This window comes from Zavarzinia sp. CC-PAN008, from assembly GCF_051903925.1.
Classification (GTDB): Bacteria; Pseudomonadota; Alphaproteobacteria; order Zavarziniales; family Zavarziniaceae.
In genome coordinates this window covers 3,332,394-3,356,949 of the sequence record NZ_CP173678.1, presented here as the reverse complement: position 1 = coordinate 3,356,949, position 24,556 = coordinate 3,332,394, and the positions used below count along the sequence as shown (strand labels likewise).

Genomic DNA, 24,556 nt, shown 5'->3' with positions numbered 1-24,556 from the left:
TCAGGTCCGCCAGGGCGTCTGGGCAAAGAACTTGAAGTCCTTCAGCAGCTTCATCACGTCATGGTCGAACGCGGCCGGCACGGCCTCTGCCCCGGTCATCCAGGCAAAGATGTCGGCATCGGGCTGTTCCAGCAGCGCCTCGTAGCGGTCGAGCTGGCCCTCGTCCATCTGCGCGATGTGCGTGTCGGCGAAGCTGCCGAGCAGCAGGTCGTTTTCCTTGAAGCCGCGATGCCAGCTTCGGAACGTCAGGCGCTTGCGCCGTATCGCCAGATCCGCGGAAGGGTTCTCGGTCGCCATGGCGCGAGGATATAGAGGGGCCACCGGCCCCTGTCATCAGGCGCTTGTGCAGGGCAGCGCAGCCCCCTTCCCCGTGCCGCGCGCGGGCGCTACAGACGGGGCATGGCGCGGCCGCCCGAACTCTTCCCCTTCTTCGCCGAGGTCGAGACCCTCAAGGGCGTGGGCCCGCGCGTCGCCGCCCTGATCGAGAAGGCGACCGGGGGCCGGCAGGTCCGCGACCTCCTCTGGCACTTCCCGACGGGCCTGGTCGACCGCCGCCAGCGGCCGACCGTGGCGGAGGCCCAGCACGGCGCCGTCGCCACCCTGTGCGTGCAGGTCGACGAGCATCGGCCCGGCCGCACGCCGCGGCAGCCCTATCGCGTCTATTGCAGCGACCAGAGCGGGACCGTCGTGCTGACCTGGTTCCATGCCCGCGCCGACTGGCTGGAGCGCCTGTTGCCCGTGGGCCAGGTCCGCCTCGTCAGCGGCCGGGTGGAGCTGTTCGACGGCCAGCCGCAGATGAGCCATCCCGACTACGTCCTGGCGCTGGAGGACGCGGCCGGCATGCCGGACGTCGAGCCGGTCTACGGCCTGACGGCCGGCCTTGCCCCGCGCATCCTGGTGAAGTCGGTGCAGGCGGGCTTGGCGACCCTGCAGCCGCTGCCGGAATGGCAGGCCATGGCGCCGCGGGAAGGCTGGCCCGGCTTCGTGTCCGCGCTGGCGGCGATCCACGCCCCGCTGGATGTGGCCGACCTGGGACCCCTGGCGCCGGCGCGCGCGCGCCTCGCCTTTGACGAACTCCTGGCCAACCAGGTCGCGATGGCCCTCTTGCGCCGGGCCGAGCAGAAGGAACCGGCCCCTGCCCTGCCCGGCACTGGGAAGCGGCGCGCCCGCACCCTGGATGCGCTGCCCTTCGCCCTGACGGGTGCGCAGGCCCGGGCAGGCGCGGAGATCGCGGCGGACCTTGGACGGCCGGAACGCATGTTGCGTTTATTGCAAGGTGACGTCGGAAGCGGCAAGACAATCGTGGCCTTCCTGGCCGCCTTGCAGGCGATCGAGTCGGGCACCCAGGTCGCCCTGCTGGCCCCGACAGAAATCCTGGCCCGCCAGCACGCGGAGACTCTCGCGGCCTGGGCCACCGCCGCCGGCGTCCGCGTCGCCCTGCTGACCGGACGCGACAAGGGCAAGGCGCGCAGCACGCTGCTGGCGGCCCTGGCCGACGGGGTCGTCGACCTGATCGTCGGGACCCACGCCCTGCTGGAGGAGGACGTCCGCTTCGCCGCCCTCGGCCTGGCCATCGTGGACGAGCAGCACCGCTTCGGCGTCGACCAGCGCCTGGCCCTGGCGTCCAAGGGGACGCCGGCTGCCCACCTGCTGGTGATGAGCGCGACCCCCATCCCGCGCACCCTGACCCTGACCCTCTATGGCGACATGGACGTCTCGCGCCTGGACGAGAAGCCGCCCGGACGGAGCCCGGTCGATACGCGCGCCCTGCCCCTGGATCGCCTGGACGAGGTCGTTGCGGGGGTCGAGCGGGCGACCGCGCGGGGGGCTCGCGTGTTCTGGGTCTGTCCCCTGGTTGAGGAATCGGATGAGGTCGACGCGACCGCCGCCCAGTCGCGGGCGGAGATGCTGGCCGGCGTGCTCCGCGCCCGCGTCGGCCTCATCCACGGACGCATGAAGTCGGCGGAAAAGGACGCCGCCATGCAGGCTTTCGCTGGCGGCGAGACGCAGGTCCTGGTCGCCACCACGGTGATCGAGGTGGGCGTGAACGTGCCTGAGGCGACGCTGATGGTGATCGAGCATGCCGAGCGCTTCGGTCTGGCCCAGCTGCACCAGCTGCGCGGCCGCGTCGGCCGTGGCGCCGGCGCCTCTGTCTGCCTGCTGCTCTATCAGGCACCGCTGGGCGAGGTCGCGGCACAGCGGCTGCGTGCGTTGCGCGACAGCGATGATGGCTTCGTCCTGGCCGAAGCGGACCTGAAGCTGCGCGGCGGGGGGGAGATCCTGGGCACGCGGCAAAGCGGCCTGCCCGCCTTCCGCCTGGCGGATCTCGCCCACCACGCGGCCCTGATTCCGGCCGCCCGGGCGGAAGCGCAGGAGGCGCTGCGCACCGACCCGGACCTGACGGGTCCGCGCGGCCAGGCCCTGCGCATGCTCCTGGCGCTGTTCGAACGCGATGCGGCCGAGCGCTACCTGGCGTCGGGCTGAGGGGCGGCCTCCGGGGCCAGCGCCACGGTTGACGCGGCCGGTGGATAGGACGGCATGACCAGGCCGCCCGACATGCACAGCTTCAGCGCCTCTTCCGGCGTCATGTCCAGGTTCCGCAGGCGTTCCCGCGGGACAAAGATGACATAGCCCGACATGGGCGGCGCCATCGGCAGGTAGACGGTCACGATGTCCTCGCCCGTGACGTCATGCACCTCGGTCCGCTGGTTCGAGGCGATGAAGCCGACCGTCCACATGCCCGTCAGCGGGAATTCGATCAGGACGACCTGCCGGAACGACGTGCCGCCGGGCGACATCAACGTCTCGAACATCTGCTTGGACGCGCCATAGATCGTGCGCACGATCGGCATGCGGCCCACGATCCGTTCGCCCAGGCCCAGCAGGCGTCGGCCGATGAAGTTATAGGTGAGGAAGCCCAGAAGGGTCAGCGCCACCAGGATGATCACCAGCCCCAGGCCCGGAATCGTGAACGGCAGATAGGCTTCCGGGTTGTAGGCGGGCGGGATCAGGGGGGTCACGACCTGGTCGACGAAGTTCACGAACCAGATGACCAGCCAGGCCGTCAGGATGATCGGCGCGGCGACGACCAGTCCGGTCAGGAAATAGGTCCGCAGACGCTCGGACGGGGAAGCACTGGGCGCGATCGGATTGGGAACGTTGCTCATCAGGTCTCGGTGGCTGCGCGACACCGCGCTGCCGACGCACGGTGACTTGGCCCGGGATTATGGCACAGTCCGGCCCAAAGACGGGCGGCGCGGGCCGCTCCTAAGGGAGAAACGACGATGACGAACGGGACGCGTTCATGCTGATCCGGCCGCGCCGGCCGGGCGACCCGCCCGACGCCCCAGGTCCCGACCCGGTCGACCGGATCAGCCTGTTCGCCGGAATCATCGCCATCCTGGGCGGGATCGAGGGCATGGACTGGTATCGCGGCGCAAACCCGGATGCGAGCGAACTGGTGATCTACGCGATCGGCTTCGCCATTCCGTTCGGCGCATGGGCCGTGGTCCAGCTCCTGGGCCGCCCGTTCCGGCGCCGGCCAGACGACGCCGCCTGAGACAGAAGCCCCAATCTGGTCAAGGGGTTGGGCAGGGCGGCGCAGGCTGTTCCTGGCCAGACGAATCAGGAACGCATCGCGCCCGCAGCATCACCACCTGTGGCGCCGCAGCAACAGGCGCCGGCGCACCCGGTGCATGGCACACCAGGGGGTGCATTTTCCCTCTTTCATTCCGCGTCGCACCACGCCAATATTGCGGTGCGGCATCGATCGAGAGGTCGGTGTCGCTGCCCTTCCTGGGCGTTTCCTCCCTAGACTTGGGCCGCGTGAAAACGCGGCCCCTTTTTTTTGCCTCCGGGTATGGTGGAACGGCGCTCCTGGCGGCTCAGGCCAGCGCCAATGCCTCCTGCGGGGGCGTGCATACGCAATCCCGCCCCCTGGCCTTGGCCAGATAGAGGGCACGATCCGCGTCCGACAGGACCTGGTCGATGCTGCGGCTGCGGTCTGGCTGGACGGTCTGGACACCAACGCTGACCGTCACGCCCGCCTGGGCCGCGATCGCCGACCGGATCGCTTCCGCCAGCGCCAACGCGTCCGCCAGGTCGACGCCAGGCAGCACCACGGCGAACTCCTCGCCGCCAAAGCGCGCGGCCAGGCCCCGGCTGCGCGGCACCAGGGCAGCCAGGCAGCCGGCGACGCGCTTCAGGCAGGCATCGCCCGCAGCGTGGCCGTGGGCATCGTTGAATGCCTTGAAGTGGTCGGCGTCGATCAGCATGACCGACAGGGGGCCCCCGGCTGCCATGCCCCGCGTCCACTCCGCGTCCAGGTATTCATACAGGCTGCGCCGGTTGGCGAGCGCCGTCAGCGCATCCGTCCGGCTCAGTTCCTCCAGGTCGCGGTTCATCCGCTCCAGGTCCTGCGCGCGCTGCGCCAATGTGGCCGTCAGGCGCTCGTTCTCGACCAGCAGGGCCATGGCCCGGGTGACATCGCCCCCCAGGCGACGGGCCAGCAACGCGATCAGCACGGCGCCCAGCCAGCATGACAGCGCCAGGGACAGCGCATCGGGCTCGGGATGGCGGAAGAAGCCCAGGCTGGCCAGCACCAGCAGCGGCATCTGGAACGCGGTATGGGCGGGCCAGTAGCTGACGTTCGGAATGGACAGCATGATCGCCGACAAGGCGACGCCCACCACGGCAACGATCTCGAAATCGGGCAGCAGCGGAATCAACCAGGCACTCATCAGGCCCCAGGACACACCCGCCATGCCGGTCACCACGGTCGCCAGCACCGCCCAGCGCTGCGCGGGCCATTCCGGGCGCTGACGCCAATAGCTGCGCACCAGGATGATTCGCGCGACCAGAAGGACCGCGGTGAACAGGATCCAGGCCACCAGGCCCGGCGCCGTCTGCTCGGACCAGACGATGCAGCCGATCAGCAGCGTGCCGATCAGGTTGGCCGCGGCCGTCAGCACGGCGGTGCCGTACAGCGCGTCCGTTCTGGCCTGGATGAGGGTGTTCTCGCGGCGCATTCCAACCCGCTCTGGCTTGAAGCCAAGACTAGAGCAACGCGTCTTAACGGATTGTTGGCGGCCGGATTTCCGCCCGCGACTCAACCTGCGAGTGGCTGCGCGCGATTGGGGGAGATCTGGGGGGCTGCGGGCCTTGGGGCCCGCCAGCGGGGCACGCATGCCCCGCCTCTCGGCTTCGCGTGGTCGGAGCGGCGGGATTTGAACCCACGACCCCTTGACCCCCAGTCAAGTGCGCTACCAGACTGCGCTACGCTCCGGTCCTCGCGAAGGCGCGCACCATAACCGCTCCCTCTGGCCGCGGCAACGCCTGATGCGTCGCAACTTGCCGCAGGGGGCGCTTCCCCCCGACGATCGGCTTTCGGCAGGCGATATGGAGGGTTCGGGTAGGGTCACCGCAACGCGCGTCCCCTGCCCCATGACGCACAAAGGGCCGCTGCAACGTGTACAGCGGCCCTTCGTGATTCGGTGCGCGGCCATGCCCCCCGCATGGACAACCCGGACCGTCAGCGGGGCAGCCCCAGGCCCCGACAGTCCTGTGCGGCGGTTCAGTGCTCCAGGAAGCGCCCCAGCGTGTTGCGCCCGGCCACCAGCTCGTCGCGCAGGCGGCGCAGGCGGGCCAGGACCTCCGGGGTGGGCGTCGGGCGCGCGGCCTTGGGCTCGTCCGCCGCGCCCTCGGCCTCGACCGCCACGGCCTCGGCCGCCGCGGCATCGCGCGTGGGCAGGCGCCCGCCCTTGGCGGTCTCGGCCACGGCCTTGGGCCCAGCCTCGCGCAGCAGCTTCTGCACGCCCTTGATCGTGTAGCCTTCGGAGTAAAGCAGGTGCCGGATGCCGCGCAGCAGGTCGACATCCTCACGCCGGTAATAGCGCCGGCCGCCGCCCCGCTTCAGCGGGCGGACCTGCGTGAAGCGGCTTTCCCAGAAGCGCAGGACGTGCTGCGGCACGTCGAGTTCCGTCGCCACTTCCGAGATCGTGCGGAACGCCTCGGGCGACTTGGCGGGCCTGCTCTGGACATCGTCGCCATGGGCGACCTCGTCCGGGATCAGGTCCAGTTCTTCATCCAGTGCCGCAAGCGGGCTCTGCGCCATGGTCTGACCTCACTGGCCGGGCTGGAGGGCTCCCGGCTTGTACGCGCCGTGCGCGCCTATCGGTTGATGTGTTCCTTGAGCACGTGCGATGGCCGGAAGACCAGCACGCGCCGTGGTTCGATCGGAACTTCCTCACCCGTCTTCGGGTTCCGTCCCATCCGCCCACCCTTCTGGCGCACGGAAAATGATCCAAAGGATGAGATCTTGACCGTATCTCCGCGCAGCAGGCTCCCGGCGATCTCCTGAAGCACGGATTCGACGAGTTCCGCCGACTCGTTCCGTGACAGGCCCACCTCCTGGTAAACCGCCTCGCTCAGATGCGCCCGGGTAATGGTCCGCTCGCTCATGCTCTGCCCCTGACAGGTAACAAAGCGTAGTCGCGCGGACCTGCGGCGTCAATCAGCCTGGGGCGTTCCGCAGGCCGAAGGATCACGCAATCTCAATGAGATGGCGGCACTTCCTGGTCCGCGCGTTCAGAAGCGAACGAGAGCGGAACCCCAAGTGAATCCGCCGCCCATGGCCTCCAGCAGGAGCAGATCGCCCCGCTTCACGCGACCATCGGCGATCGCCTCGGCCAGGGCCAGCGGCACCGACGCGGCAGACGTATTGCCGTGATGGTCGACGGTCACGACCACCTTTTCGGGCGCGATGCCAAGCTTGCGGGCCGTGCCGTCCAGGATCCGCCGATTCGCCTGGTGGGGGATGATCCAGTCGATGGCGTCCGGCTGCAGGTCGTTGGCCGCCAGCGCCTCGGTCACGACCTCGGCCAGGTTGACCACCGCGTGGCGGAACACCTGGTTGCCCAGCATGCGCAGCTTGCCCGTGGTCTGGGTGCTCGACGGACCGCCATCGACCCAGAGCAGGTCATGGTGCCGGCCGTCGGCGTGGAGATGGGTGGAGTGCACACCGCGGTCGGCAATGCCGCCCTGGCCCTGCTCCGCCTTCAGCACGATCGCCCCGGCCCCGTCGCCGAACAGCACGCAGGTGCCGCGATCGGTCCAGTCCAGGATGCGGGAGAAGGTCTCCGCGCCGATGACCAGGGCGCATTGCGACTGCCCGGCCTTGATGAAATTGTCGGCCGTGGCCAGCGCGTAGATGAAGCCGGAGCACACGGCCTGCACGTCAAAGGCCGCGCCCTTGCGCACGCCCAGGCGGGCCTGCACCGTCGTGGCCGTCGCGGGGAAGGTCCAGTCCGGCGTCGCCGTCGCCAGGACGATCAGGTCGACCTCCGCCGCCTCGATCCCCGCGGCGGCCAGGGCGCGGGTCGCCGCGTGCACCGCCAGGTCCGAGGTCTTTTCCCCCTCCGCCGCGATGTGCCGACAGCGGATGCCCGTCCGCTCCACGATCCAGTCGTCGGTCGTGTCGACGATGGTCGCCATCTCGGCATTGGTCATGACGCGTTCCGGAAGGTACGCGCCCACGCCGGCGATCACCGAGCGCCGCACTGTCTTTGCTTCAGTCATTGATGCGCCGGTTCCGGCTCCGCTGTGGCCTTGCCGACCTGCAGAAGGTCCTTGGCGATGGCCTGGGTCAGGTGGCCGCGCGCCATGTCGACGGCCAGGCCGATCGCGCTGGCAAAGCCGGTCGCGTTGGTGCCGCCATGGCTTTTCACCGCCAGGCCGTTCAGGCCCAGGAAGACGCCGCCATTGTAACGCTGGGGGTCCAGCCGGTCGCGCAGCGCCATGAGGGAGGCGCGCGCGAACAGGTATCCGATCTTGGAGAACAGGTTCCGGCGAAATGCCGCCGCCATATAGGCCGACACCTGGCGCGCCGTGCCCTCGGCCGTCTTCAGCGCGACATTGCCGGCAAAGCCGTCGGCCACGATCACGTCCGCATGGCCGGCGCCGATGCCGTCGCCCTCGACATAGCCGATGAAATTGAGCGGCAGGCCCTCCGCCTCCCGCAGGCGGGTGCCGGCGGCGCGAATCGCCTCCGTCCCCTTGGTCTCCTCGGAGCCGACATTGAGCAGGGCGACGCTGGGCCGGGGCTGGCCCATGGTCGTGCGGGCAAAGGCCGCGCCCATGATCGCGAACTCGACCAGGTTGCGCTCGTCCACATCGACGTTGGCGCCCAGGTCAAGGAGCACCGATTCGCCCCGTACCGTGGGAAAGAAGGACGCGATCGCCGGCCGGTCGATGCCCGGCAGGGTGCGCAGCAGAAACTTCGCCACCGCCATCAGGGCGCCGGTATTGCCTGCCGACACGGCCGCCTGGGCGCGTCCGTCGCGCACGGCCTCCAGGGTCAGCCACATGCTGGTCCCCTTGCCGCGCCGCAGGGCGGTGCTGACCTTGTCGTCGCCGCTGATCGTGGTCTCGGTGTGGACGATGTCCGTGACCGCAGCCAGATGGGGCAGCGCCGCCAGGGCCGGCGTCAGCCGTGCCTGATCCCCGACCAGAAGGAAGCGGACGCCCGGATAGCGGATGCGGGCCATGTCCGCACCCTCGACCACGACGGCGGGCGCCTTGTCGCCGCCCATCGCGTCAAGAGCGATGACGAGCGGTTGATCCAAGGCGGCAGCGCCCCGCTACGACGGACGATTAGCTGGGGACGACCACAGGGGCGACCTCGCGGCCCGCGTAATAGCCGCACGAGTCGCAGACATGATGCGGGCGGCGCAGTTCGCCGCAGTTCGGGCACTCGGCCACCGACGACGACGTCAGAGCGTGATGGGCCCGGCGCATGTCACGACGCGAGCTCGAGGTCTTCTTCTTGGGGACTGCCATGATACGATTCCAATGCCGAACGCGGGACCCTGCCCCGCGAAAGTGGCGAACATACTCGAACCCACGCGCGCTTCAAGCGTCTCGGTGGGATGACTGGCCTGCGTGCGGCCAGGCGACCCCCGGTGCAGGGGTCCAGGCCGCGCGACCTCAGGTCAGGGCGGGCTCGGCCGCAGCCACAGCCTGCTGCACGGCCTGGCGCAGTTCATCGCCAAGGGCCGGATCGTCGACCATGCGGGCCAGAATCAGCGCGCCCACCATGCCCGCCATCGTCGCCAGCGCGGTGGTGCGCGGATCGGCGGCGCCCTCGGCCCGCGCCGCCTGTTCCAGGCAGGCGACCTGTCGCTTCAGCGCCACCGTCGCGGCATGACGCACCGCTGGCGGACGGCGCACTACCTCCGCCCCCAGGGCTGCATAGAGGCAACCGGTGCCCGGATCGTCGCGATGCCGGTCAGCCAGATAGTCCTGCACGATCCCGCGCCGTGCCGTGTCCGGGCTGGCTGCCGCCTGCGCCTCCCACCGCTCGGTCAGGCGAGCCAGCGCGCTGGCGCAGGCTGCGGCGGCCAGGTCGTCCTTGGACTCGAAGTGGCCATAGAAGGCGCCGTGCGTCAGGCCGGCCGCCTTCATGATGTCGGCCAGTCCGATGCCGTCAAAGCCCCGTTCGCGGAACAGGCGACCCGCTGCCTGCAGGATCCGTTCCCGGTTGGCAGCCACCTGTTCCCGGCTCACCTTCATCGTGCCCTCCCCTCTTGTCGCGACGGCCAGCGTGCGGCAGGACAGCATGGCTGCCAGCCGCCACCGGCATGACCTGGGCCCGGCTTGACGAGAATAGAATGATGTCTGACATTCATCAATGCTGACGAACGTCAGGAATACCCCGAAATCCGCCACAGGGACCCAGGGCCATGCTTGCCAACCGGCTGAACGCCGCATTGATCCGGCGCAATATTCATTACGGATGGGTGGTCGCCGGGGTGACCTTCCTGGTGATGCTGACCACGGCGGGGTCGGTCGGCTCCTCCGGCGTCATGCTGGTGCCGCTGCAGCAGGAATTCGGCTGGGGTACCGACCAGATCTCGACCTCGATGGCGCTGCGCCTGGTGCTCTATGGCCTCATGGGGCCGTTCGCGGCGGCGCTGATCAACCGGCATGGCCTGCGCCGCGTGATCATGACCGCCATGGTCATGATCTTCGCTGGCCTTGTAGCATCGCTGGCCATGACCCAGCTGTGGCAGCTGGTGGTGCTGTGGGGCCTGGTCGTCGGCATCGGCACCGGGATGACGGCGGTGGTGCTGGGCGCCACGGTGTCCAATTCCTGGTTCACCGCGCGGCGCGGCCTGGTCGTCGGCCTGATGACCGCCAGCACGGCGACGGGCCAGCTCATCTTCCTGCCGCCCCTGGCCGCCCTGACCGAGGCCTATGGCTGGCGCATGGCGCTTGCCCTGCCCCTGGTCATGCTGGCGGTCGCCCTGGTCGCGGTCTGGCTGCTGATGCGCAACCGCCCTGCCGACCTTGGCCTTCGCCCCTATGGCGAAGTCGGCGCGGCCAGCGCCGCACCGCCCCCTGCCGTGCCATCCGCCAGCGGTCCCAGCGCCTTCCTGGTGCCCCTGATCGTCCTGCGCGATGTCTCCGGCTCGCTCACCTTCTGGATCCTGTTCGCGACCTTCTTCGTCTGCGGCGCCAGCACGGTCGGCCTGATCCAGACGCATTTCATCGCGATGTGCGGCGATTTCGGCCTGGCGCCGGTCATGGCGGCCGGCGTGCTGGCGATGATGGGGGCGTTCGACTTCGTGGGGACGGTCGGGTCGGGCTGGCTGTCGGACCGCTATGACAATCGCTGGCTGCTGTTCTGGTACTATGGCCTGCGCGGCCTCAGCCTGCTCTACCTGCCCTATACCGATTTCACCATCTACGGCCTGACCATCTTCGCGATGTTCTATGGGCTGGACTGGATCGCGACCGTGCCGCCCACGGTGAAGCTGGTCGCGGATCGCTTCGGGCGCGAGCGGGCGAACGTCGTGTTCGGCTGGATCTTCGCCGGCCACCAGCTGGGGGCGGCGGCGGTCGCCTATGGTGCCGGCTACTCGCGCGAGGTCTACGAGACCTATCTCCCCGCCTTCGTCCTGGCCGGCGCGCTGTGCCTGATCGCGGCGGCGCTGTGCCTGACGCTCGGCCGCCCGGCACCGCAGCGGCCGCTGGCGGCGGCGGCATGACGGTCACTCCACACAGGCCAGGGCATAGAGGCTGACCGGCGCCGACTTGCCCCGCACGCTCAGCGTGCCCACGCGGGCGCAATCGGCCAGGGCCTCGTGCCCCGGGTCCAGCAGGGTCCAGGTCTGCTCGGTCAGCAGGATCCGCGTGCCCAGAGTCTTGTTCATCTGCTCCAGGCGCGCCGCCACGTTCACAGCGTCGCCGTGGACGGTATAGTTCAGGCGGCTGCGCGCGCCAAAGGCGCCGGCCACGACCTCGCCCGTGTTGATGCCGATGCGCACCTTCAGCCGCTCGCCCGCGAAGTCCTGCGCCTGCACCAGCCTGGCAATGGTGGTCGCGGCACGGACGGCGTGGGCCGCATGGTCCGGATCGGCCACGGGAACGTTGAAGGTGGCCAGCACCGCATCCCCCTGGAACTGGTTGATGACGCCCCCGGCCGCCATCAGCGCGCCCGCGATCGCCTCGAAATAGGCGTTGAGCACCGCGACCAGGCGATCCGGCGGCAGTCGCTCGGCCAGCGCGGTGAAGCCCTCGATATCGCAGAACAGGATGGTCGCGGTGCGCACCTCGGGCACCAGGGCGCCATGGTCGGCGATCAGGACGCGCGCCACGCTCTCGGGCACATAGCGGCCAAAGGTCTCCCGCACGAAGGCGGCCTCCTGCCGGTCGCGCTCCCGGTCCCGTTCCAGGGCGGCCTGCACCCGCACCACCCGCCGGGCCCGCCACACCGCCCCGGCGATCAGGCCCGCCGTCAGCAGGATCGCCAGGATCTCGGCATAGCGGGCGGAGGCGTCAAAGAAGTGCGGATCCGCCATGAGGCTGAAGAGCTGCTCCCGCGTGGGGTCCGCCGGCAGGTCGGCAAAGGTCACGGTGTCCGGTCGCGCCAGGATCCAGGCCGTCCAGGCGGCCCAGGCGCCTGCCGCCAGCAGGCCGACGCCGACCACGAACTGCGGCCGGTAGGAGAAGGCCGTCAGCGCGACCAGCACCACCAGGAATTCCTTCCAGGCAAAGCGGAAAGGTGCCTGGACCGGCAGGGCCGCGGTCGCGGCGGGATTGGGCGTCGCGATCACCCAGGTCACCATCGCCACCTCGACCGCGTAGAGGGCGAGCGGCCAGCCGATGCTGCCCGGGCGCCGCAGGCCCAGCCACAGGTGCAGCGCGCTCGTCACCAGCATCGCGCCAATGAGCAGCAGCGGCAGCAGGAGGTTGCCCGGGGTGACGTTCAACAGGACCCAGATGCCGATGGCCCCCAGGACCACGAAGCGGCCGATGGACGAGATGCGGACCCCCCAGGCCTCCTCCTGCCGGAAGGTGGCACTCAGCTCCAGGGCGTCTGGTCCCCGCATCTGCCGGCAGGTTTCCGGTGCTACTTGCGGAACTGCAGGACGGAGAACGGGTTGGGCGGCTTCTCCTCCGGGTCGGGGGTGAAGTTCAGCACCGCGTCGCTGCGCCGGGGGAACGGGTCGATGCCCAGGGCGACGTGCTGCGCCACCAGCTCGCCGACATCGACCCCGCCCTCCGCCATCGGTTCCGGCGGGTCGGGCGCATCGGGGTCCAGCATCTCCTCCGCCTCGGGCTCGATCATCGAGTCAGGCAGGAAACGGGCGTCGATCGCCTCCACCACCTCGGTCGCCATCGGCTCCAGCGTGATGCCGCAGGTCTGCTGCAGCCGGGCGGTGACCGTGCCCCGCACGCTCATCCCCAGGGCGCGGAACGGCCGCACCTCAAGACTGGCCACCAGGCTGTCCACGGCCAGCACGCCATAGCGTCGGGCCAGGGCGGCACGCTGGGCGTCGTCGGCACTCAGGTCCAACCGGCGCGGCGCGCCCTTCAGCGACTCGACGCGGACGATGTGGGGGAACTCGGGCTGCGGTTCGGTCGTCATGGCGCGGGCGGTCCAGAAAAAGGAATGCGGCCGGCCAGGAAGGTGCCGTCCGGGACGGTCGACAGATGGGCGATCTCCCGCCGGACATAGGCCTCGATCCCGGTCACATAGGACTCCTGGGGTTCGCCCTGGCGATAGATGTTGCGGCGCAGGGCCTGGGCCAGGGCGCCGTCGGCCTCACCCTCGCCGCCCTCGCCCAGCGCCTGGTCATAAGCGGCGACGCGGCCCAGATAGGCCTGCGCCATCTGCTTCACCTTCTTGCCCACCGACAGGTCGCCCACGCCCATTTCGCGCAGGGACTGGTCCATGTCGGCGAACATCAGGTCGAACACGGCCTGGGCCAGGTCCTTGGCCTGCTCCACGCCCTTGAGGCGGTGCATCAGCAGGAAGGCATGGAGGGAGAGCATGTCGAACCGGCCATCCAGCGTGTCCGGCACACCCAGGCGGGCATAGAAGCCCGGTTGCCGGGCCTGGGCCACGACATCGCGGTACAGCGCATGGGCCTGGTCTGCCCAGCCCCGCTTGCGAAAGAGATTCAAGACCATGGTCCCTCTCATATCGTGAAGCGCGTGGCGAATGACAGGGGTCCGCCCGGGAAGCGGCGCCGCACCCTGTCGCGCGCATCGCACGCAGAGATCGCGCGGCCGTCACGCCGGGGACCTGTGGCCACATTGACACCCTTCAGGTCAATCGGCATGGTCCCCGCCATGGTGCGTACCTTCCGTCTGCCGCCGCTGCGCGCATTGGCTGTCCCCGCGGTCCTGCTGGGCCTCACGCTTGCCGTGCAGGCCTGCACGCCGACGATCGACCAGCGCGGCTACGTCCCCGATCCCGCCCAGGTCGAACGGATCAAGCCGGGCGTCGACAATCGCGAATCGATCACCCGCGCGCTGGGCACGCCCAGCGTCCGCTCCACGTTCAACGACCGCACCTGGTACTATGTCAGCACCCGGACCGAGAGCGAGGCCTTCTTCCGGCCCGAGGTTCTGGAGCGCACCATCCTGGAGATCGACTTCGACCGCCAGGGCCTGGTCGAGAACGTACGCAACTATACGCTTGAGGACGGCCAGCAGGTTGCCCTGGTCCAGCGCACCACGCCCACCCGCGGCAAGGAGCTGACCTTTTTCGGTCAGCTCTTCGGCAATTTCGGCAAGTTCAACCAGGCAGCCAGCGGCGAGTAGCCGTCAGGCGCTTCGGCGCGCCTGGTCCCGCAAACGAGAAAGGGCCGGCCCCCACCAGGAGGCCGGCCCATTTTCGTTGCGGGACCCTGTTAGGGCGGTATGGGCCGGGACGGTCGCCCGCCCCGGCCCATGCCGCGCCGTCAGTGCGCCAGGATCGCCAGCAGCAGCAAAGCCACGATGTTGGTGATCTTGATCATCGGGTTGACCGCGGGGCCGGCCGTGTCCTTGTACGGGTCGCCCACCGTGTCGCCGGTCACCGCCGCCTTGTGCGCGTCGGAGCCCTTGCCGCCGAAATGGCCCTCCTCGATGTACTTCTTGGCATTGTCCCAGGCGCCGCCGCCCGCCGTCATGGACAGCGCCACGAACAGGCCGGTGACGATCACGCCCAGCAGCATGGCGCCCACGGCCGAGAAGGCCGCCGACTTGCCGGCAATGGCAAAGATGATGAAGTACAGCACCACCGGCGCCAGCACCGGCAGCAGCGAGGGGATGATCATCTCGCGGATCGCCGACTTGGTCAGCAGGTCGACCGCCCTGCCATAGTCGGGCTTGCCGGTCCGCTCCATGATGCCCGGGATCTCGCGGAACTGGCGGCGCACCTCCTCGACGACCGAGCCGGCGGCGCGTCCCACCGCCGTCATGCCCATGGCCCCGAACAGGTAGGGCAGCAGGCCGCCGATCAGCAGGCCGACGACGACATAGGGATTGTCCAGCGAGAAGTTGAGCTGCACGCCCGCGAAGTACGGGAACTGGGCCGAGTTGGTGATGAAGTAGTTGAGGTCGGAGGTATAGGCCGCGAACAGGACGAGCGCGCCCAGGCCCGCCGAACCGATGGCATAGCCCTTGGTCACCGCCTTGGTCGTGTTGCCCACCGCGTCCAGCGCGTCGGTCGTGACGCGCACCGACTTGTCCAGGTCCGACATCTCGGCGATGCCGCCGGCATTGTCGGTGACGGGACCATAGGCATCCAGCGCCACGACCATGCCGGCCAGGGCCAGCATGCTGGTGACCGCGATCGCGATGCCGAACAGGCCGGCCAGCAGGTAGCAGACGATGATGGCGACGCAGATGATGATCGCCGGCGCAGCCGTCGCCTCCATCGACACGGCCAGGCCCTGGATCACGTTGGTGCCGTGGCCTGTGGTCGAGGCCTGGGCGACCGAGCGCACCGGCCGATAGCCCGTACCGGTATAGTACTCGGTGACCCAGATGATCAGGCCGGTGACCGCAAGGCCCGTGACCGCGCACCAGAACAGGCTGAGGCCGGTGAAGCCTTGCGCGCCGACCACGAAGGCGGTGTCGAAGCCGATCAGCCAGTAGGTGACGGCGCCGATCGCCGCCAGCGACAGGACGGAGGCGGCGATGAAGCCCTTGTACAGGGCCTTCATGATGTTGTTGTCGGCCGACAGCTTCACGAAGAAGGTGCCGATGATCGACGTGATGATGCACGACCCGCCGATGGCCAGCGGATAGACCATCAGGTTGGGCAGGTTGGCAGCCCCGGCGAAGAAGATGGAGGCAAGGACCATGGTCGCGACCGTGGTCACGGCATAGGTTTCGAACAGGTCGGCCGCCATGCCGGCGCAGTCGCCCACATTGTCGCCCACGTTGTCGGCGATCACGGCGGGATTGCGCGGGTCATCCTCGGGGATGCCGGCTTCGACCTTGCCCACCAGGTCGGCGCCCACGTCCGCACCCTTGGTGAAGATGCCGCCGCCCAGGCGCGCGAAGATCGAGATCAGCGACGCACCGAAGCCAAGCGCCACCAGCGAATCGATGAGGAGACGGCCCGACGCCCCCTGCCCGATCAGGAACCAGTAGTACCCGGCGACGCCCAGCAGGGCCAGGCCCGCGACCAGCATGCCTGTCACCGCGCCCGAGCGGAAGGCAATGTCCAGTCCGGCCGCCAGGCCCTGGCGGGACGCTTCGGCCGTGCGCACGTTGGCGCGGACCGAGATGTTCATGCCGATATAGCCGGCCAGCCCCGACAGCACCGCGCCGACCACGAAGCCGACGCCGACATGCCAGCCCAGCAGGACCGAAACCAGGATCGCGATGACCACGCCGACAATGCCGATCGTGGTGTACTGGCGATTGAGATAGGCGCTGGCGCCCTCCTGGATGGCGGCGGCGATGCCGCGCATCGTCTCGTTGCCAGGGCTTGCCGCAAGAACCGACCGTGCCGTTACCAGGCCATAGAGCAATGCAAGAAAACCGCAACCGACAGCGAACCAGAGACCCGCTTCCATCTAGTTTCCCCCCAAACAAGACACGTCATTGGCGACCACAACCCTCAGGCCGCAGAGCGCGTGGAACCGTGCCAGACTTGCAGATGGGGCGCAACGTCGCGGGGGAATTTAACGACCTACCGGTCGGTCTGTATCGCGTGGCGCGTATTTACAGTGTTCGGTGCGGAATTGATGAACGATGTTCGTTCAGGCGGGTCCCGGGACCACCTGTTTGACAAGGACACGGCGGGCCGTGCGCTTCCCGGTCAGGGTATTGATCTCTGCCCGGACCTGCTCGGCAAAGGCCTCCAGCTCGATCTCCGGCCGTTTGGGGTCGTAGCGGTCGTTGAGGCGGGCCAGCGCCGTGGCCGAGGCCGCCTGCAGCATGGCGGCGCGCAGCTGCGGCTTGATCCCGTGCACCACCTGGCGCGACGGCTCGTCCCGGACCTCGACCACCAGGGAGATATAGAGATAGTGCTGCACCCGGCCGTTGCGGGTGATGGGCACCGGCAGGGGATCAAGCTCGACGAAGAACGGATTGTCCTCCGCCGCCTTGTCGGCCGCGTCCTCGGCCGCCGCCTCGGCCCGGGCGACGGCTTCGGGGTCGGGCGGCTCCTGCGGCATCAGGAAGAAGAAGGCCCCGGCCCCGCCGCCGCCCAGCAGCAGCGTCGCCCCGACGATCATGATCATGGTCTTCTTCTTCACGCGGCCCAGCGTGCCGCGCCCATGCTTAAGGATGGGTTACATGGCGATCAGGCGCACCGGGTCGCGGCCGTCCCAGCCGATGGCGGCATCGCGCACCGCCTGGAGCAGCGCCCGTCCAGGCCGCAGGTCCGACAGTTCCATCATGCTGCCCGGATGGCCGCCCGGCGCCCCATCCGTGTCGTAGTAGATGAAGCGGGCGGCACCGCGGATCTTGCCCTGTGCCGCCGGGCGATAGCCCAGGCCCGCCAGGCGCGCGATGTCCGCCTCGTAATCCTCGCTCCAGCCCGAGACGTGCTGCAGTCCAGGCCCGCGTGCCAGCAGGTGGTCGCGATAGGGCGACGGCGCGTCATTGTGCTGCTGGATCAGTTCGATCTGCAGGTCGCCGGAATTGCCGATGGCGATCGACAGGTCCAGGTCGACGCGGCTCCCGCGGTACTCATAGAAGTCGAGCGGAATGTGCGGGATCTTGAAGAACGGCCCGATGCCCAGGACCTCGGTCCAATGCCGCAGCGCGGCGTCCAGGTCCTCGACCACATAGCCGTTCTGGCGAATCGGTCCGAAATGGCGGCTCATCTGCTCCTCCCGTTTTTCTTGCGGGACCGACGCTACAGGCCGCCGCGGACTGTGTGATTGACCGTTCGCGCCAGTTCGTTGACCGATGGCGCCACAAGCCTGGTCAGAAGTGCTGCCACCCCGCCCGGCTCAGCGCCATGGGCTCTCCGGTGCGATCGACCACCACCACCCCCTGCCCCGCAACGATCGTGCCGATGACCCGGGCAAAGGGCGGCGGCGTCGCCTGCGGGTCAAGCGTGAACACCAGTTCGTAGTCGTCACCGCCGTTCAGGATCGCGGGCCACAGCCCGGCATCCGCCGCAACCGCCGCCTGCGCGGCCGGCGACAGCGGCACCGCCTCCCGGTCGATGCGCGCGCCCACGCCGGAGACGGCGCAGACATGGCCCAGGTCGGCAACCAGGCCGTCCGAGATATCGGCGCAGGCATGGGCCAGGCCGCGCAGCGCCAGCCCCTCCGCCAGGCGGGGCGTGGGCAGGCGGTAACGGCCCGCCAGCCAGTCCGCCGCCGACTTGTCCACAGCCAGTTCGTCCTGCAACACCTTGAGGCCCAAGGCCCCATCGCCGATTGTCCCCGTCACGCACACGCGGTCGCCCACACGGGCGCCCAGGCGGCGGATCGCCGTGCCCCGCGGCACCTCGCCGATGGCGGTCAGGGACAATGTCACGGGGCCGGGCGTTGCCGTGGTGTCGCCACCCAGCAGGCCGATGCCATAGGTCGCCAGGTCCTGGGCCAGGCCGTCGACGAAGCGCTCAAGCCAGGCGCGCTCCGGGGCGCGCGGCACGGACAGGCCCAGCATGACGGCCAGCGGCACCGCCCCCTTGGCCGCCAGGTCCGACAGGTTCACGCGCAGCAGCTTGCGCGCGACCAGGTCGGCCGGATCGTCGGGCAGGAAGTGCACGCCCGCGACCATCAGGTCCTTGGTCAGGATCAGGTCGAAGCCGGCGCGCGGCGTGATCGCCGCGGCATCGTCCTTCAGGTCCCAGGCACCGGGCAGGCCACGCGCCAGCGGCGCCAGCCGCCGCGCGATGAAGGCGAATTCGCCGTCCCGAGGCTCGGGTCCAGGGGGCATCAGGCCCGCCCGGCGTCCGTCCACTCATGCGGGCGCAGGTCATGCGCCAGGCGGTCCAGCACGCCATTGGCGAGCTTGGTCTCCGGACCGGAGAAGAAGGCGTGGGCGATCTCCAGATACTCGTTGATCACCACGCGCACCGGCACGTCCGGGCGATCCAGGAACTCATAGGTCGCCGCCTGAAGCAGGCAGCGCAGGATGCGCTCCAGCCGCTCCAGCGGCCAGGCCGGGGTCAGCGCCCGGCCCAGCAGGTCGTCGATCTCCGCACGCCGGGCTGCGACCCCGCGCACGATCCCCGCGAACATCGGGCCGTCGACGCTGTCGGGCACTTCCTGCGCTTCCTCGGGCCCGATGCGGTGCTCCGCGAACTCGCGCACGACGGCGTTGGCGTTCCCGCCCGTCAGGTCGATCTGGTACAGCGCCTGGACCGCAGCCAGCCGCGCATTGCTGCGCTTCTCGCGCGCCGCACCCGGTTTTCGTCGCGGGCCCGAACTGGTGTCCGCCACGGCTCAGCGCGGGAAGTACAGCCCGAACCGGGCCTTGAGGTCGATCATCGAGATGGCGGCCCGCGCGGCGGCGCCGCCACGGTCACCCTCCGTCATGCGAGCCCGGGCCCAGGCCTGCTCCTCGGTATCGACGGTGAGGATGCCATAGCCGATCGCCAGCGTGGACTTGGTCGCCATGTCCTGCAGGCCGCGCGCGCTCTCGCCGCAGACATAGTCGAAGTGCGAGGTCTCGCCCCGGATCACGCAGCCCAGCGCAACATAGCCGTCATAGCGGATGCGGCCGGACGAGACGTCCATCGCCCGCACGGCAAAGCGCACCACGGCCGGGATCTCGAATGCGCCCGGCACCACGACCCGCTCATAGGTCACGTTGGCGGCATCCAGGACCGCCGTCGCCCCCTCGACCAGACCATCGACGATCCCCTCGTAATAGCGGGCCTCGATGATCAGGATGTGGCTGCCTTCCCACGACGCGCGGCCATCGGGGCGGCGCGTGGTCGGCTGGGGCAGAAGCGCCCGCTTGGCACCGGTTTCCATTCAGGCGCTCTCCTCAGGCAGTTCCCGCCGCTCGACCACCGTCAGGCCATAGCCTTCCAGGCCGACGATGTGGCGCGAGGTGTTGGACAGAAGGATCATCTTGTGGACGCCCAGGTCCAGCAGGATCTGCGCCCCGATGCCATAGTCGCGCAGGTCCATGGAGCCGCTGTCGCCGCCGGAAATGCGCTTGCGCACCCGGTCGGACAGGCTGGTGGGCCGGGCGTCGCGGATCAGTACGATGACGCCGCGACCCACGCGGCCGATCTCGTCCATCGCCGCGGTCAGCTGGCTGGGCCGGGCCCGCCGGTCGAACAGCATGTCCTCGAACACGTTGATCGCGTGCATGCGGACCAGGACCGGGTCGGGCGTCGTCACGTCGCCCATGACCAGGACGATGTGCTCCGCATACTCGACCTTGTTGACATAGACCATCATGCGGAAGCGTCCGCCATGGCGGCTGTCGATCTCGGTCTCGACCGCGCACTTCACCAGGTTGTCCCAGCGCCGGCGATAGGCGATCAGGTCGGCGATGGTCGCGATCTTCAGGCCGTGGAACTGGGCGAACTTCACCAGGTCCGGCAGCCGGGCCATGGTGCCGTCGTCGTTCATGATCTCGCAGATCACGCCGGCGGGGTTCAGGCCGGCCAGGCGGGCGATGTCGACCGCGGCCTCGGTATGCCCGGCGCGGACCAGCACCCCGCCGTCGCGCGCGACCAGCGGGAAGACGTGGCCGGGCGAGCCGATGTCGTCGCGTCCCTTGGTCGGATCGATCGCGACCGAGATCGTGTGCGCGCGGTCATGGGCCGAAATGCCGGTCGTCACCCCTTCCCGCGCCTCGATCGAGACGGTGAAGGCCGTGGTGTGGCGCGACTGGTTGTCCTGGCTCATCAGCGGCAGGCCCAGCTGCCGCACCCGGTCCGGCGTCAGGGTCAGGCAGATCAGGCCACGGCCATAGCGCGCCATGAAGTTGATGGCGTCAGGCGTTGCCATCTGGGCGGGGATGACCAGGTCGCCTTCGTTCTCCCGGTCCTCGTGATCGACCAGGATGAACATGCGCCCGTTGCGGGCATCCTCGATCACCTCCTCGATGGAGGAGAGGAATTGCTTTTCTGCCATGGCCGTCAATCTGTCGCGTTGAGCCGCGCCACATAGCGCGCCAGCACGTCGATCTCAACATTGATCGGCGCACCGACATGGGCCATGCCGCGCTGGGCCTCGCCCTGGGCGCGGCCGAAAGTGGTCTTCACCTGGGTATGGGGAATGATGTTGACGCCGAAGATGCGGCGGTCGACCTCGTTCACCGTCAGCGACACGCCGTTGAGTGCGACCGAACCCTTGGGCGCCACATAGCGCTCCAGGCCGGGCGGCAGCTCGAAGCGGAAGCGCAGCGAATCACCCTCTTCCGCGATCGACAGGATCCGCGCGACACCGTCGACATGCCCGCTGACGATGTGGCCGCCCAGTTCGTCGCCCACCTTCAGCGCGCGCTCCAGGTTCAGGCGCGTCCCCTCGCGCCAGAATTCCAGGTTCGTCTTTGACAGCGTCTCGGCCGAGACGTCGACGGCGAACCAGTCCGGCCCCTTGTCCACCACCGTCAGGCAGGGACCGGAACAGGCGATGGAGGCGCCGATCTCGATCGTCGCGGTGTCGTAGGCGGTCGCGATGATGAACCGCGTATCGCCGCGCTTCTCGACCGCTCGGACGGTGCCTAGGTCGGTGATGATGCCGGTAAACATGTCTTCTTTTAGGTTCTGCGGGCCAAGGTTTCCAGGACGTCCTGCCCCATCGTCCGAATCGCCGTGCGACGAAATGACGGGGCGGCGTCCAGGCGGCCCAGCCCCAGCGCCTCAACCGCCGGGCGGCCGTCATGGCCGATGGCGATGGGCGCGCGGAACCACGCAAGACGGTCGACCAGGTCCGCCGCCAGAAGGCTCGATGCCAGGCGTGCCCCGCCCTCGACCATCACCCGGGTCAGGCCGCGCGTGGCCAGTGCCTGGAGCATGATTGCGCAATCGGGATGACCGTTTGCGCCAATCGCAACCTCGATCAACTCCACGCCCAGGTCGGACAGGGCCGCCAGCCGCTCCTTCGGATTGCCGGGAGAGGTGACGATCCAGGTCGGAACCTGCCGCGCCGTCGCCACCAGCTTCGAGGTCAGCGGCGTGCGCAGGCGGCCATCCGCCACGATCCGGATGGGGGAACGATCCTCAAGCCCCGGCACGCGGCACGTCAGGTCGGGATCGTCGGCCAGCACGGTGCCCACCCCCACCAGGATGGCGTCGTGTTCCGCCCGCATCCGGTGCCCGGCGGCGCGCGCCTCCGGCCCCGTGATCCATTTGCTCTCACCGGAACGCAGGGCGATCCGCGCATCCAGGCTGGTCGCCAGCTTCAGCAGGACCGATGGCCTGCCCCGCACCACGCGCGACAGGAAGCCGGCATTCAGCGTCTCCGCCTCGCCCTCGCACAGGCCGTGGTGCACGGCGATGCCAGCGGCCTTCAGCATGGCGATGCCCCGGCCCGACACGCGGGGATCGGGATCGGTCAGGGCGACATGCACCTCGGCCACGCCTGCGGCAATCAGCGCCTCCGCGCAGGGCGGCGTGCGGCCGTGATGGCTGCACGGCTCCAGCGTCACATAGGCGATCGAGCCCCGCGCGGCCGGCCCCGCCCGGCGCAGCGCTTCCGTCTCGGCATGGGGGCGGCCGCCGGCTTGCGTCCAGCCGCGCCCGACCACGACGCCGTCCCGCACCAGGACGCAGCCGACCGCCGGATTGGGCCATACCTGGCCAAGGCCGCGGGCCGCAAGGCTCAGCGCCGCCACCATGTGGTGGCGGTCGGCGTCAGTCGCGGGGCGAGCCACTGAGCCGGCCCACGAATTCCTCGAAGTCCTTGGCTTCGCGGAAATTGCGATAGACCGAGGCGAAGCGGACATAGGCCACCTGGTCGAGCGAGGCGAGGCCCTCCATCACCAGTTCGCCCACCAGGTCGCTGGGGATCTCAGACTCGCCCATGCTCTCCAGCCGGCGCACCAGGCCGGTGATCAGGCGCTCCAGCCGCTCAGGTTCCACGGGGCGCTTGCGCATGGCGGTGTAGATCGAGCGGGCCAGCTTGTCCCGGTCGAACGGCACGCGCCGGCCCGACTTCTTGATGATCGTGATGTCGCGCAGCTGGACCCGTTCAAAGGTGGTGAAGCGGGCGCCGCAGGCCGGGCAATAGCGCCGCCGCCGGATCGCCGACGCGTCCTCGTTCGGACGCGAGTCCTTCACCTGGGTGTCGTCATTGCTGCAGAACGGGCATCGCATGGGCCCCTGCCCCTTCCCCCAAATGGTCCCCCCGGACCGGATCCAACAATCGGCCTCCGCATTCACAACCTACGTCCCCCGGTTTATCCGGGGGACCCAAGGACCAACCGTGCCGCTGGTTCGACGGTCGGTTCATGGATGCCCCGGATGAACCGGGGCACGTAGGTGGAGAGGGTGGAGCCGACTTATCTGCCCCTGATCACCCTCAAAACTCTCCCGCGCACCTCAGGCATAGATCGGGAAGCGGGCGCACAGGTCCAGGACGCGGGTGCGGACGCTGGCGACCACCGCCTCTTCCCGGGGGCTGCCGGCGGCGTCCAGGACCTCGGCCATCAGCTGCCCGATCAGGCGGAACTCCGCCACGCCAAAGCCGCGCGTGGTGCCGGCCGGGCTGCCGACGCGGATGCCGGAGGTGATCGTCGGCTTCTCCGGGTCGAACGGGATGCCGTTCTTGTTGCAGGTGATGAAGGCGCTCTCCAGCACCGCCTCGGCCACCTTGCCGGTCAGCTTCTTGGGCCGCAGGTCGACCAGCACCACATGGCTGTCGGTGCCGCCAGAGACGATGGCAAAGCCCGCCTCCTCCAGCGTCGCGGCCAGCGTCTTGGCATTCTCGACCACGGACCGGCCATAGGCGCGGAATTCGGGCTTCAGCGCCTCGCCAAAGGCAACGGCCTTGCCCGCGATCACGTGCATAAGCGGGCCGCCCTGCAGGCCGGGGAAGATCGCCGAATTGATCTTCTTCGCGATCTCGGCGTCGTTGGTCAGGATCATCCCGCCACGCGGACCGCGCAGCGTCTTGTGCGTCGTCGTGGTCACGACATGGGCGTGGCCGATCGGGCTGGGATAGGCGCCGGTCGCGGCCAGGCCCGCGAAGTGGGCCATGTCGACCATGAAGTACGCACCGACCTTGTCCGCGATCGCCCGGAACCGCGCAAAGTCGATGACACGCGGATAGGCGGAGCCGCCGGCCACGATGATCCGGGGCTTGTGCTCCTGGGCCAGGGCCTCGACCTCGTCGAAGTCGATCAGGCTGTCCTCGCGCCGGACCCCGTACTGCACCGCGTTGAACCACTTGCCCGACAGGTTGGGGGCCGCCCCATGGGTCAGGTGGCCGCCCGCCGCCAGCGACATGCCCAGGATGGTGTCGCCCGGCTTGGCCAAGGCCAGCAGCACGCCCTGGTTGGCCTGGCTGCCGGAATTCGGCTGCACATTGGCAAAGCCGCAGTCGAACAGCTTGCACGCCCGCTCGATGGCCAGGATCTCGGCCTTGTCGACTTCCTCGCAGCCGCCGTAATAGCGCTTGCCCGGATAGCCCTCGGCGTACTTGTTGGTCAGGACCGAGCCCTGCGCCTCGAGAACGGCGCGGCTGACGATGTTCTCGGACGCGATCAGCTCGATCTGGTTCTGCTGGCGGTGCAGTTCGCCCTTCAGTGCGGCGGCGATCGCCGGGTCGGCGTCGGCCAGGCTCGCCTGGAAGAACGAGGTCTCGGCGGCGCTGGCCTGCTTGGCAATGGTCATGGGTCTCGC

27 protein-coding genes and 1 tRNA gene are annotated in these 24,556 nt (G+C 69.2%); 4 read left to right on the top strand and 24 right to left on the bottom strand.

Going from position 1 to position 24,556, the window contains the following annotated elements; all coding sequences use genetic code 11:
- Complete coding sequence (locus ACI6GS_RS15800) at positions 1 to 297, bottom strand: succinate dehydrogenase assembly factor 2 (RefSeq protein ID WP_439814409.1); 297 nt, start codon at positions 295 to 297, stop codon at positions 1 to 3.
- Positions 298 to 399: 102 nt separating this feature from the next.
- Between ACI6GS_RS15800 and recG the strand changes: the two genes are divergently transcribed.
- A complete protein-coding gene (recG, locus tag ACI6GS_RS15795; RefSeq protein ID WP_439814408.1) occupies positions 400 to 2,484 on the top strand; it encodes an ATP-dependent DNA helicase RecG in 2,085 nt (694 codons plus the stop codon).
- Here recG and ACI6GS_RS15790 read toward each other — a convergent pair.
- Positions 2,466 to 3,167 (bottom strand): DUF502 domain-containing protein, encoded by a 702-nt coding sequence (locus tag ACI6GS_RS15790; protein ID WP_439814407.1) that lies wholly within the window; start codon positions 3,165 to 3,167, stop codon positions 2,466 to 2,468. The genes recG and ACI6GS_RS15790 overlap by 19 nt on opposite strands.
- Before the next feature lie 137 nt (positions 3,168 to 3,304).
- Between ACI6GS_RS15790 and ACI6GS_RS15785 the strand changes: the two genes are divergently transcribed.
- Positions 3,305 to 3,559 (top strand): hypothetical protein, encoded by a 255-nt coding sequence (locus tag ACI6GS_RS15785; protein WP_439814406.1) that lies wholly within the window; start codon positions 3,305 to 3,307, stop codon positions 3,557 to 3,559.
- Between the two features lie 325 nt (positions 3,560 to 3,884).
- Here ACI6GS_RS15785 and ACI6GS_RS15780 read toward each other — a convergent pair whose 3' ends face one another.
- The 8 genes from ACI6GS_RS15780 to ACI6GS_RS15745 form a co-directional block, all read right to left on the bottom strand.
- Positions 3,885 to 5,027 carry a GGDEF domain-containing protein gene (locus tag ACI6GS_RS15780; RefSeq protein ID WP_439814405.1) on the bottom strand — a complete coding sequence of 381 codons (1,143 nt, stop codon included), beginning with the start codon at positions 5,025 to 5,027 and terminating at the stop codon, positions 3,885 to 3,887.
- A gap of 180 nt (positions 5,028 to 5,207) precedes the next feature.
- A tRNA-Pro gene (locus tag ACI6GS_RS15775) sits at positions 5,208 to 5,284 on the bottom strand.
- Between the two features lie 288 nt (positions 5,285 to 5,572).
- Positions 5,573 to 6,112 (bottom strand): MerR family transcriptional regulator, encoded by a 540-nt coding sequence (locus ACI6GS_RS15770; RefSeq protein ID WP_439814404.1) that lies wholly within the window; start codon positions 6,110 to 6,112, stop codon positions 5,573 to 5,575.
- 56 nt (positions 6,113 to 6,168) lie between these two features.
- Positions 6,169 to 6,459, bottom strand: coding sequence for an integration host factor subunit alpha (locus ACI6GS_RS15765; RefSeq protein WP_439814403.1), 291 nt, complete (start codon positions 6,457 to 6,459; stop codon positions 6,169 to 6,171).
- Between the two features lie 126 nt (positions 6,460 to 6,585).
- Positions 6,586 to 7,557: a beta-ketoacyl-ACP synthase III gene (locus tag ACI6GS_RS15760; protein WP_439817982.1), complete on the bottom strand. Its 972-nt coding sequence runs from the start codon at positions 7,555 to 7,557 to the stop codon at positions 6,586 to 6,588.
- Positions 7,558 to 7,571: 14 nt separating this feature from the next.
- Complete coding sequence (gene plsX / locus ACI6GS_RS15755) at positions 7,572 to 8,621, bottom strand: phosphate acyltransferase PlsX (protein WP_439814402.1); 1,050 nt, start codon at positions 8,619 to 8,621, stop codon at positions 7,572 to 7,574.
- Between the two features lie 28 nt (positions 8,622 to 8,649).
- On the bottom strand, positions 8,650 to 8,835 hold the full coding sequence (gene rpmF, locus ACI6GS_RS15750) for a 50S ribosomal protein L32 (protein ID WP_439814401.1): 186 nt from the start codon (positions 8,833 to 8,835) through the stop codon (positions 8,650 to 8,652).
- A 147-nt stretch (positions 8,836 to 8,982) separates the two neighbouring features.
- Positions 8,983 to 9,567, bottom strand: coding sequence for a TetR/AcrR family transcriptional regulator (locus tag ACI6GS_RS15745; protein ID WP_439814400.1), 585 nt, complete (start codon positions 9,565 to 9,567; stop codon positions 8,983 to 8,985).
- A gap of 170 nt (positions 9,568 to 9,737) precedes the next feature.
- Between ACI6GS_RS15745 and ACI6GS_RS15740 the strand changes: the two genes are divergently transcribed.
- Positions 9,738 to 11,045 carry an MFS transporter gene (locus tag ACI6GS_RS15740; protein WP_439814399.1) on the top strand — a complete coding sequence of 436 codons (1,308 nt, stop codon included), beginning with the start codon at positions 9,738 to 9,740 and terminating at the stop codon, positions 11,043 to 11,045.
- Positions 11,046 to 11,048: 3 nt separating this feature from the next.
- Here the strand turns inward: ACI6GS_RS15740 and ACI6GS_RS15735 are convergent, their stop codons facing one another.
- The 3 genes from ACI6GS_RS15735 to ACI6GS_RS15725 are packed head-to-tail and all read right to left on the bottom strand — an operon-like array spanning position 11,049 to position 13,473.
- Positions 11,049 to 12,389: an adenylate/guanylate cyclase domain-containing protein gene (locus ACI6GS_RS15735; protein WP_439814398.1), complete on the bottom strand. Its 1,341-nt coding sequence runs from the start codon at positions 12,387 to 12,389 to the stop codon at positions 11,049 to 11,051.
- Positions 12,390 to 12,409: 20 nt separating this feature from the next.
- The gene (locus ACI6GS_RS15730; RefSeq protein ID WP_439814397.1) at positions 12,410 to 12,928 is read right to left on the bottom strand and encodes a YceD family protein; all 519 of its coding nucleotides are present in this window, start codon (positions 12,926 to 12,928) and stop codon (positions 12,410 to 12,412) included.
- A complete protein-coding gene (locus tag ACI6GS_RS15725; protein WP_439814396.1) occupies positions 12,925 to 13,473 on the bottom strand; it encodes a ubiquinol-cytochrome C chaperone family protein in 549 nt (182 codons plus the stop codon). Before ACI6GS_RS15725 ends, ACI6GS_RS15730 begins: the two co-directional genes overlap by 4 nt.
- A 162-nt stretch (positions 13,474 to 13,635) precedes the next feature.
- Between ACI6GS_RS15725 and ACI6GS_RS15720 the strand changes: the two genes are divergently transcribed.
- Positions 13,636 to 14,109, top strand: coding sequence for an outer membrane protein assembly factor BamE (locus ACI6GS_RS15720; protein WP_439814395.1), 474 nt, complete (start codon positions 13,636 to 13,638; stop codon positions 14,107 to 14,109).
- A gap of 140 nt (positions 14,110 to 14,249) precedes the next feature.
- Here ACI6GS_RS15720 and ACI6GS_RS15715 read toward each other — a convergent pair whose 3' ends face one another.
- The 11 genes from ACI6GS_RS15715 to glyA form a co-directional block, all read right to left on the bottom strand.
- Complete coding sequence (locus tag ACI6GS_RS15715; protein ID WP_439814394.1) at positions 14,250 to 16,358, bottom strand: sodium-translocating pyrophosphatase; 2,109 nt, start codon at positions 16,356 to 16,358, stop codon at positions 14,250 to 14,252.
- Between the two features lie 186 nt (positions 16,359 to 16,544).
- Positions 16,545 to 17,027: a flagellar basal body-associated FliL family protein gene (locus tag ACI6GS_RS15710; protein ID WP_439814393.1), complete on the bottom strand. Its 483-nt coding sequence runs from the start codon at positions 17,025 to 17,027 to the stop codon at positions 16,545 to 16,547.
- Between the two features lie 51 nt (positions 17,028 to 17,078).
- The gene (locus ACI6GS_RS15705) at positions 17,079 to 17,615 is read right to left on the bottom strand and encodes a VOC family protein (protein ID WP_439814392.1); all 537 of its coding nucleotides are present in this window, start codon (positions 17,613 to 17,615) and stop codon (positions 17,079 to 17,081) included.
- A 103-nt stretch (positions 17,616 to 17,718) separates the two neighbouring features.
- Positions 17,719 to 18,684 carry a thiamine-phosphate kinase gene (gene thiL / locus ACI6GS_RS15700; protein WP_439814391.1) on the bottom strand — a complete coding sequence of 322 codons (966 nt, stop codon included), beginning with the start codon at positions 18,682 to 18,684 and terminating at the stop codon, positions 17,719 to 17,721.
- Positions 18,684 to 19,190 carry a transcription antitermination factor NusB gene (gene nusB, locus ACI6GS_RS15695; RefSeq protein ID WP_439814390.1) on the bottom strand — a complete coding sequence of 169 codons (507 nt, stop codon included), beginning with the start codon at positions 19,188 to 19,190 and terminating at the stop codon, positions 18,684 to 18,686. The genes thiL and nusB overlap by 1 nt, the downstream gene beginning before the upstream one ends.
- A gap of 3 nt (positions 19,191 to 19,193) precedes the next feature.
- Positions 19,194 to 19,727, bottom strand: coding sequence for a 6,7-dimethyl-8-ribityllumazine synthase (ribH, locus tag ACI6GS_RS15690; protein WP_439814389.1), 534 nt, complete (start codon positions 19,725 to 19,727; stop codon positions 19,194 to 19,196).
- Positions 19,728 to 20,843 (bottom strand): 3,4-dihydroxy-2-butanone-4-phosphate synthase, encoded by a 1,116-nt coding sequence (gene ribB, locus ACI6GS_RS15685; protein WP_439814388.1) that lies wholly within the window; start codon positions 20,841 to 20,843, stop codon positions 19,728 to 19,730. It abuts the gene before it with no gap.
- Positions 20,844 to 20,848: 5 nt separating this feature from the next.
- Entirely contained in the window at positions 20,849 to 21,463 is a 615-nt protein-coding gene (locus tag ACI6GS_RS15680; RefSeq protein WP_439814387.1) for a riboflavin synthase, read from the bottom strand.
- Positions 21,464 to 21,471: 8 nt separating this feature from the next.
- Entirely contained in the window at positions 21,472 to 22,551 is a 1,080-nt protein-coding gene (gene ribD / locus ACI6GS_RS15675) for a bifunctional diaminohydroxyphosphoribosylaminopyrimidine deaminase/5-amino-6-(5-phosphoribosylamino)uracil reductase RibD (protein WP_439817981.1), read from the bottom strand.
- Between the two features lie 16 nt (positions 22,552 to 22,567).
- Positions 22,568 to 23,029 (bottom strand): transcriptional regulator NrdR, encoded by a 462-nt coding sequence (gene nrdR / locus ACI6GS_RS15670; RefSeq protein WP_439814386.1) that lies wholly within the window; start codon positions 23,027 to 23,029, stop codon positions 22,568 to 22,570.
- Between the two features lie 225 nt (positions 23,030 to 23,254).
- Complete coding sequence (glyA, locus tag ACI6GS_RS15665) at positions 23,255 to 24,547, bottom strand: serine hydroxymethyltransferase (protein ID WP_439814385.1); 1,293 nt, start codon at positions 24,545 to 24,547, stop codon at positions 23,255 to 23,257.
- Between the last annotated feature and the right edge of the window lie 9 nt (positions 24,548 to 24,556).

Bases quoted from the DNA above. Each gene is read 5' to 3' on its own strand.
- ACI6GS_RS15725 (WP_439814396.1), bottom strand. From the start codon at position 13,473: ATGGTCTTGAATCTCTTTCGCAAGCGGGGCTGGGCAGACCAGGCCCAT.
- ribB (WP_439814388.1), bottom strand. From the start codon at position 20,843: ATGGCAGAAAAGCAATTCCTCTCCTCCATCGAGGAGGTGATCGAGGAT.
- ACI6GS_RS15710 (WP_439814393.1), bottom strand. From the start codon at position 17,027: ATGATCATGATCGTCGGGGCGACGCTGCTGCTGGGCGGCGGCGGGGCC.
- ribD (WP_439817981.1), bottom strand. From the start codon at position 22,551: ATGGTGGCGGCGCTGAGCCTTGCGGCCCGCGGCCTTGGCCAGGTATGG.
- nrdR (WP_439814386.1), bottom strand. From the start codon at position 23,029: ATGCGATGCCCGTTCTGCAGCAATGACGACACCCAGGTGAAGGACTCG.
- ribH (WP_439814389.1), bottom strand. From the start codon at position 19,727: ATGGAAACCGGTGCCAAGCGGGCGCTTCTGCCCCAGCCGACCACGCGC.
- ACI6GS_RS15730 (WP_439814397.1), bottom strand. From the start codon at position 12,928: ATGACGACCGAACCGCAGCCCGAGTTCCCCCACATCGTCCGCGTCGAG.
- ACI6GS_RS15780 (WP_439814405.1), bottom strand. From the start codon at position 5,027: ATGCGCCGCGAGAACACCCTCATCCAGGCCAGAACGGACGCGCTGTAC.
- recG (WP_439814408.1), top strand. From the start codon at position 400: ATGGCGCGGCCGCCCGAACTCTTCCCCTTCTTCGCCGAGGTCGAGACC.
- ACI6GS_RS15705 (WP_439814392.1), bottom strand. From the start codon at position 17,615: ATGAGCCGCCATTTCGGACCGATTCGCCAGAACGGCTATGTGGTCGAG.
- ACI6GS_RS15790 (WP_439814407.1), bottom strand. From the start codon at position 3,167: ATGAGCAACGTTCCCAATCCGATCGCGCCCAGTGCTTCCCCGTCCGAG.
- ACI6GS_RS15800 (WP_439814409.1), bottom strand. From the start codon at position 297: ATGGCGACCGAGAACCCTTCCGCGGATCTGGCGATACGGCGCAAGCGC.
- ACI6GS_RS15745 (WP_439814400.1), bottom strand. From the start codon at position 9,567: ATGAAGGTGAGCCGGGAACAGGTGGCTGCCAACCGGGAACGGATCCTG.
- ACI6GS_RS15715 (WP_439814394.1), bottom strand. From the start codon at position 16,358: ATGGAAGCGGGTCTCTGGTTCGCTGTCGGTTGCGGTTTTCTTGCATTG.
- glyA (WP_439814385.1), bottom strand. From the start codon at position 24,547: ATGACCATTGCCAAGCAGGCCAGCGCCGCCGAGACCTCGTTCTTCCAG.
- ACI6GS_RS15770 (WP_439814404.1), bottom strand. From the start codon at position 6,112: ATGGCGCAGAGCCCGCTTGCGGCACTGGATGAAGAACTGGACCTGATC.
- ACI6GS_RS15680 (WP_439814387.1), bottom strand. From the start codon at position 21,463: ATGTTTACCGGCATCATCACCGACCTAGGCACCGTCCGAGCGGTCGAG.
- ACI6GS_RS15740 (WP_439814399.1), top strand. From the start codon at position 9,738: ATGCTTGCCAACCGGCTGAACGCCGCATTGATCCGGCGCAATATTCAT.
- ACI6GS_RS15735 (WP_439814398.1), bottom strand. From the start codon at position 12,389: ATGCGGGGACCAGACGCCCTGGAGCTGAGTGCCACCTTCCGGCAGGAG.
- ACI6GS_RS15785 (WP_439814406.1), top strand. From the start codon at position 3,305: ATGCTGATCCGGCCGCGCCGGCCGGGCGACCCGCCCGACGCCCCAGGT.
- rpmF (WP_439814401.1), bottom strand. From the start codon at position 8,835: ATGGCAGTCCCCAAGAAGAAGACCTCGAGCTCGCGTCGTGACATGCGC.
- ACI6GS_RS15720 (WP_439814395.1), top strand. From the start codon at position 13,636: ATGGTGCGTACCTTCCGTCTGCCGCCGCTGCGCGCATTGGCTGTCCCC.
- ACI6GS_RS15765 (WP_439814403.1), bottom strand. From the start codon at position 6,459: ATGAGCGAGCGGACCATTACCCGGGCGCATCTGAGCGAGGCGGTTTAC.
- thiL (WP_439814391.1), bottom strand. From the start codon at position 18,684: ATGCCCCCTGGACCCGAGCCTCGGGACGGCGAATTCGCCTTCATCGCG.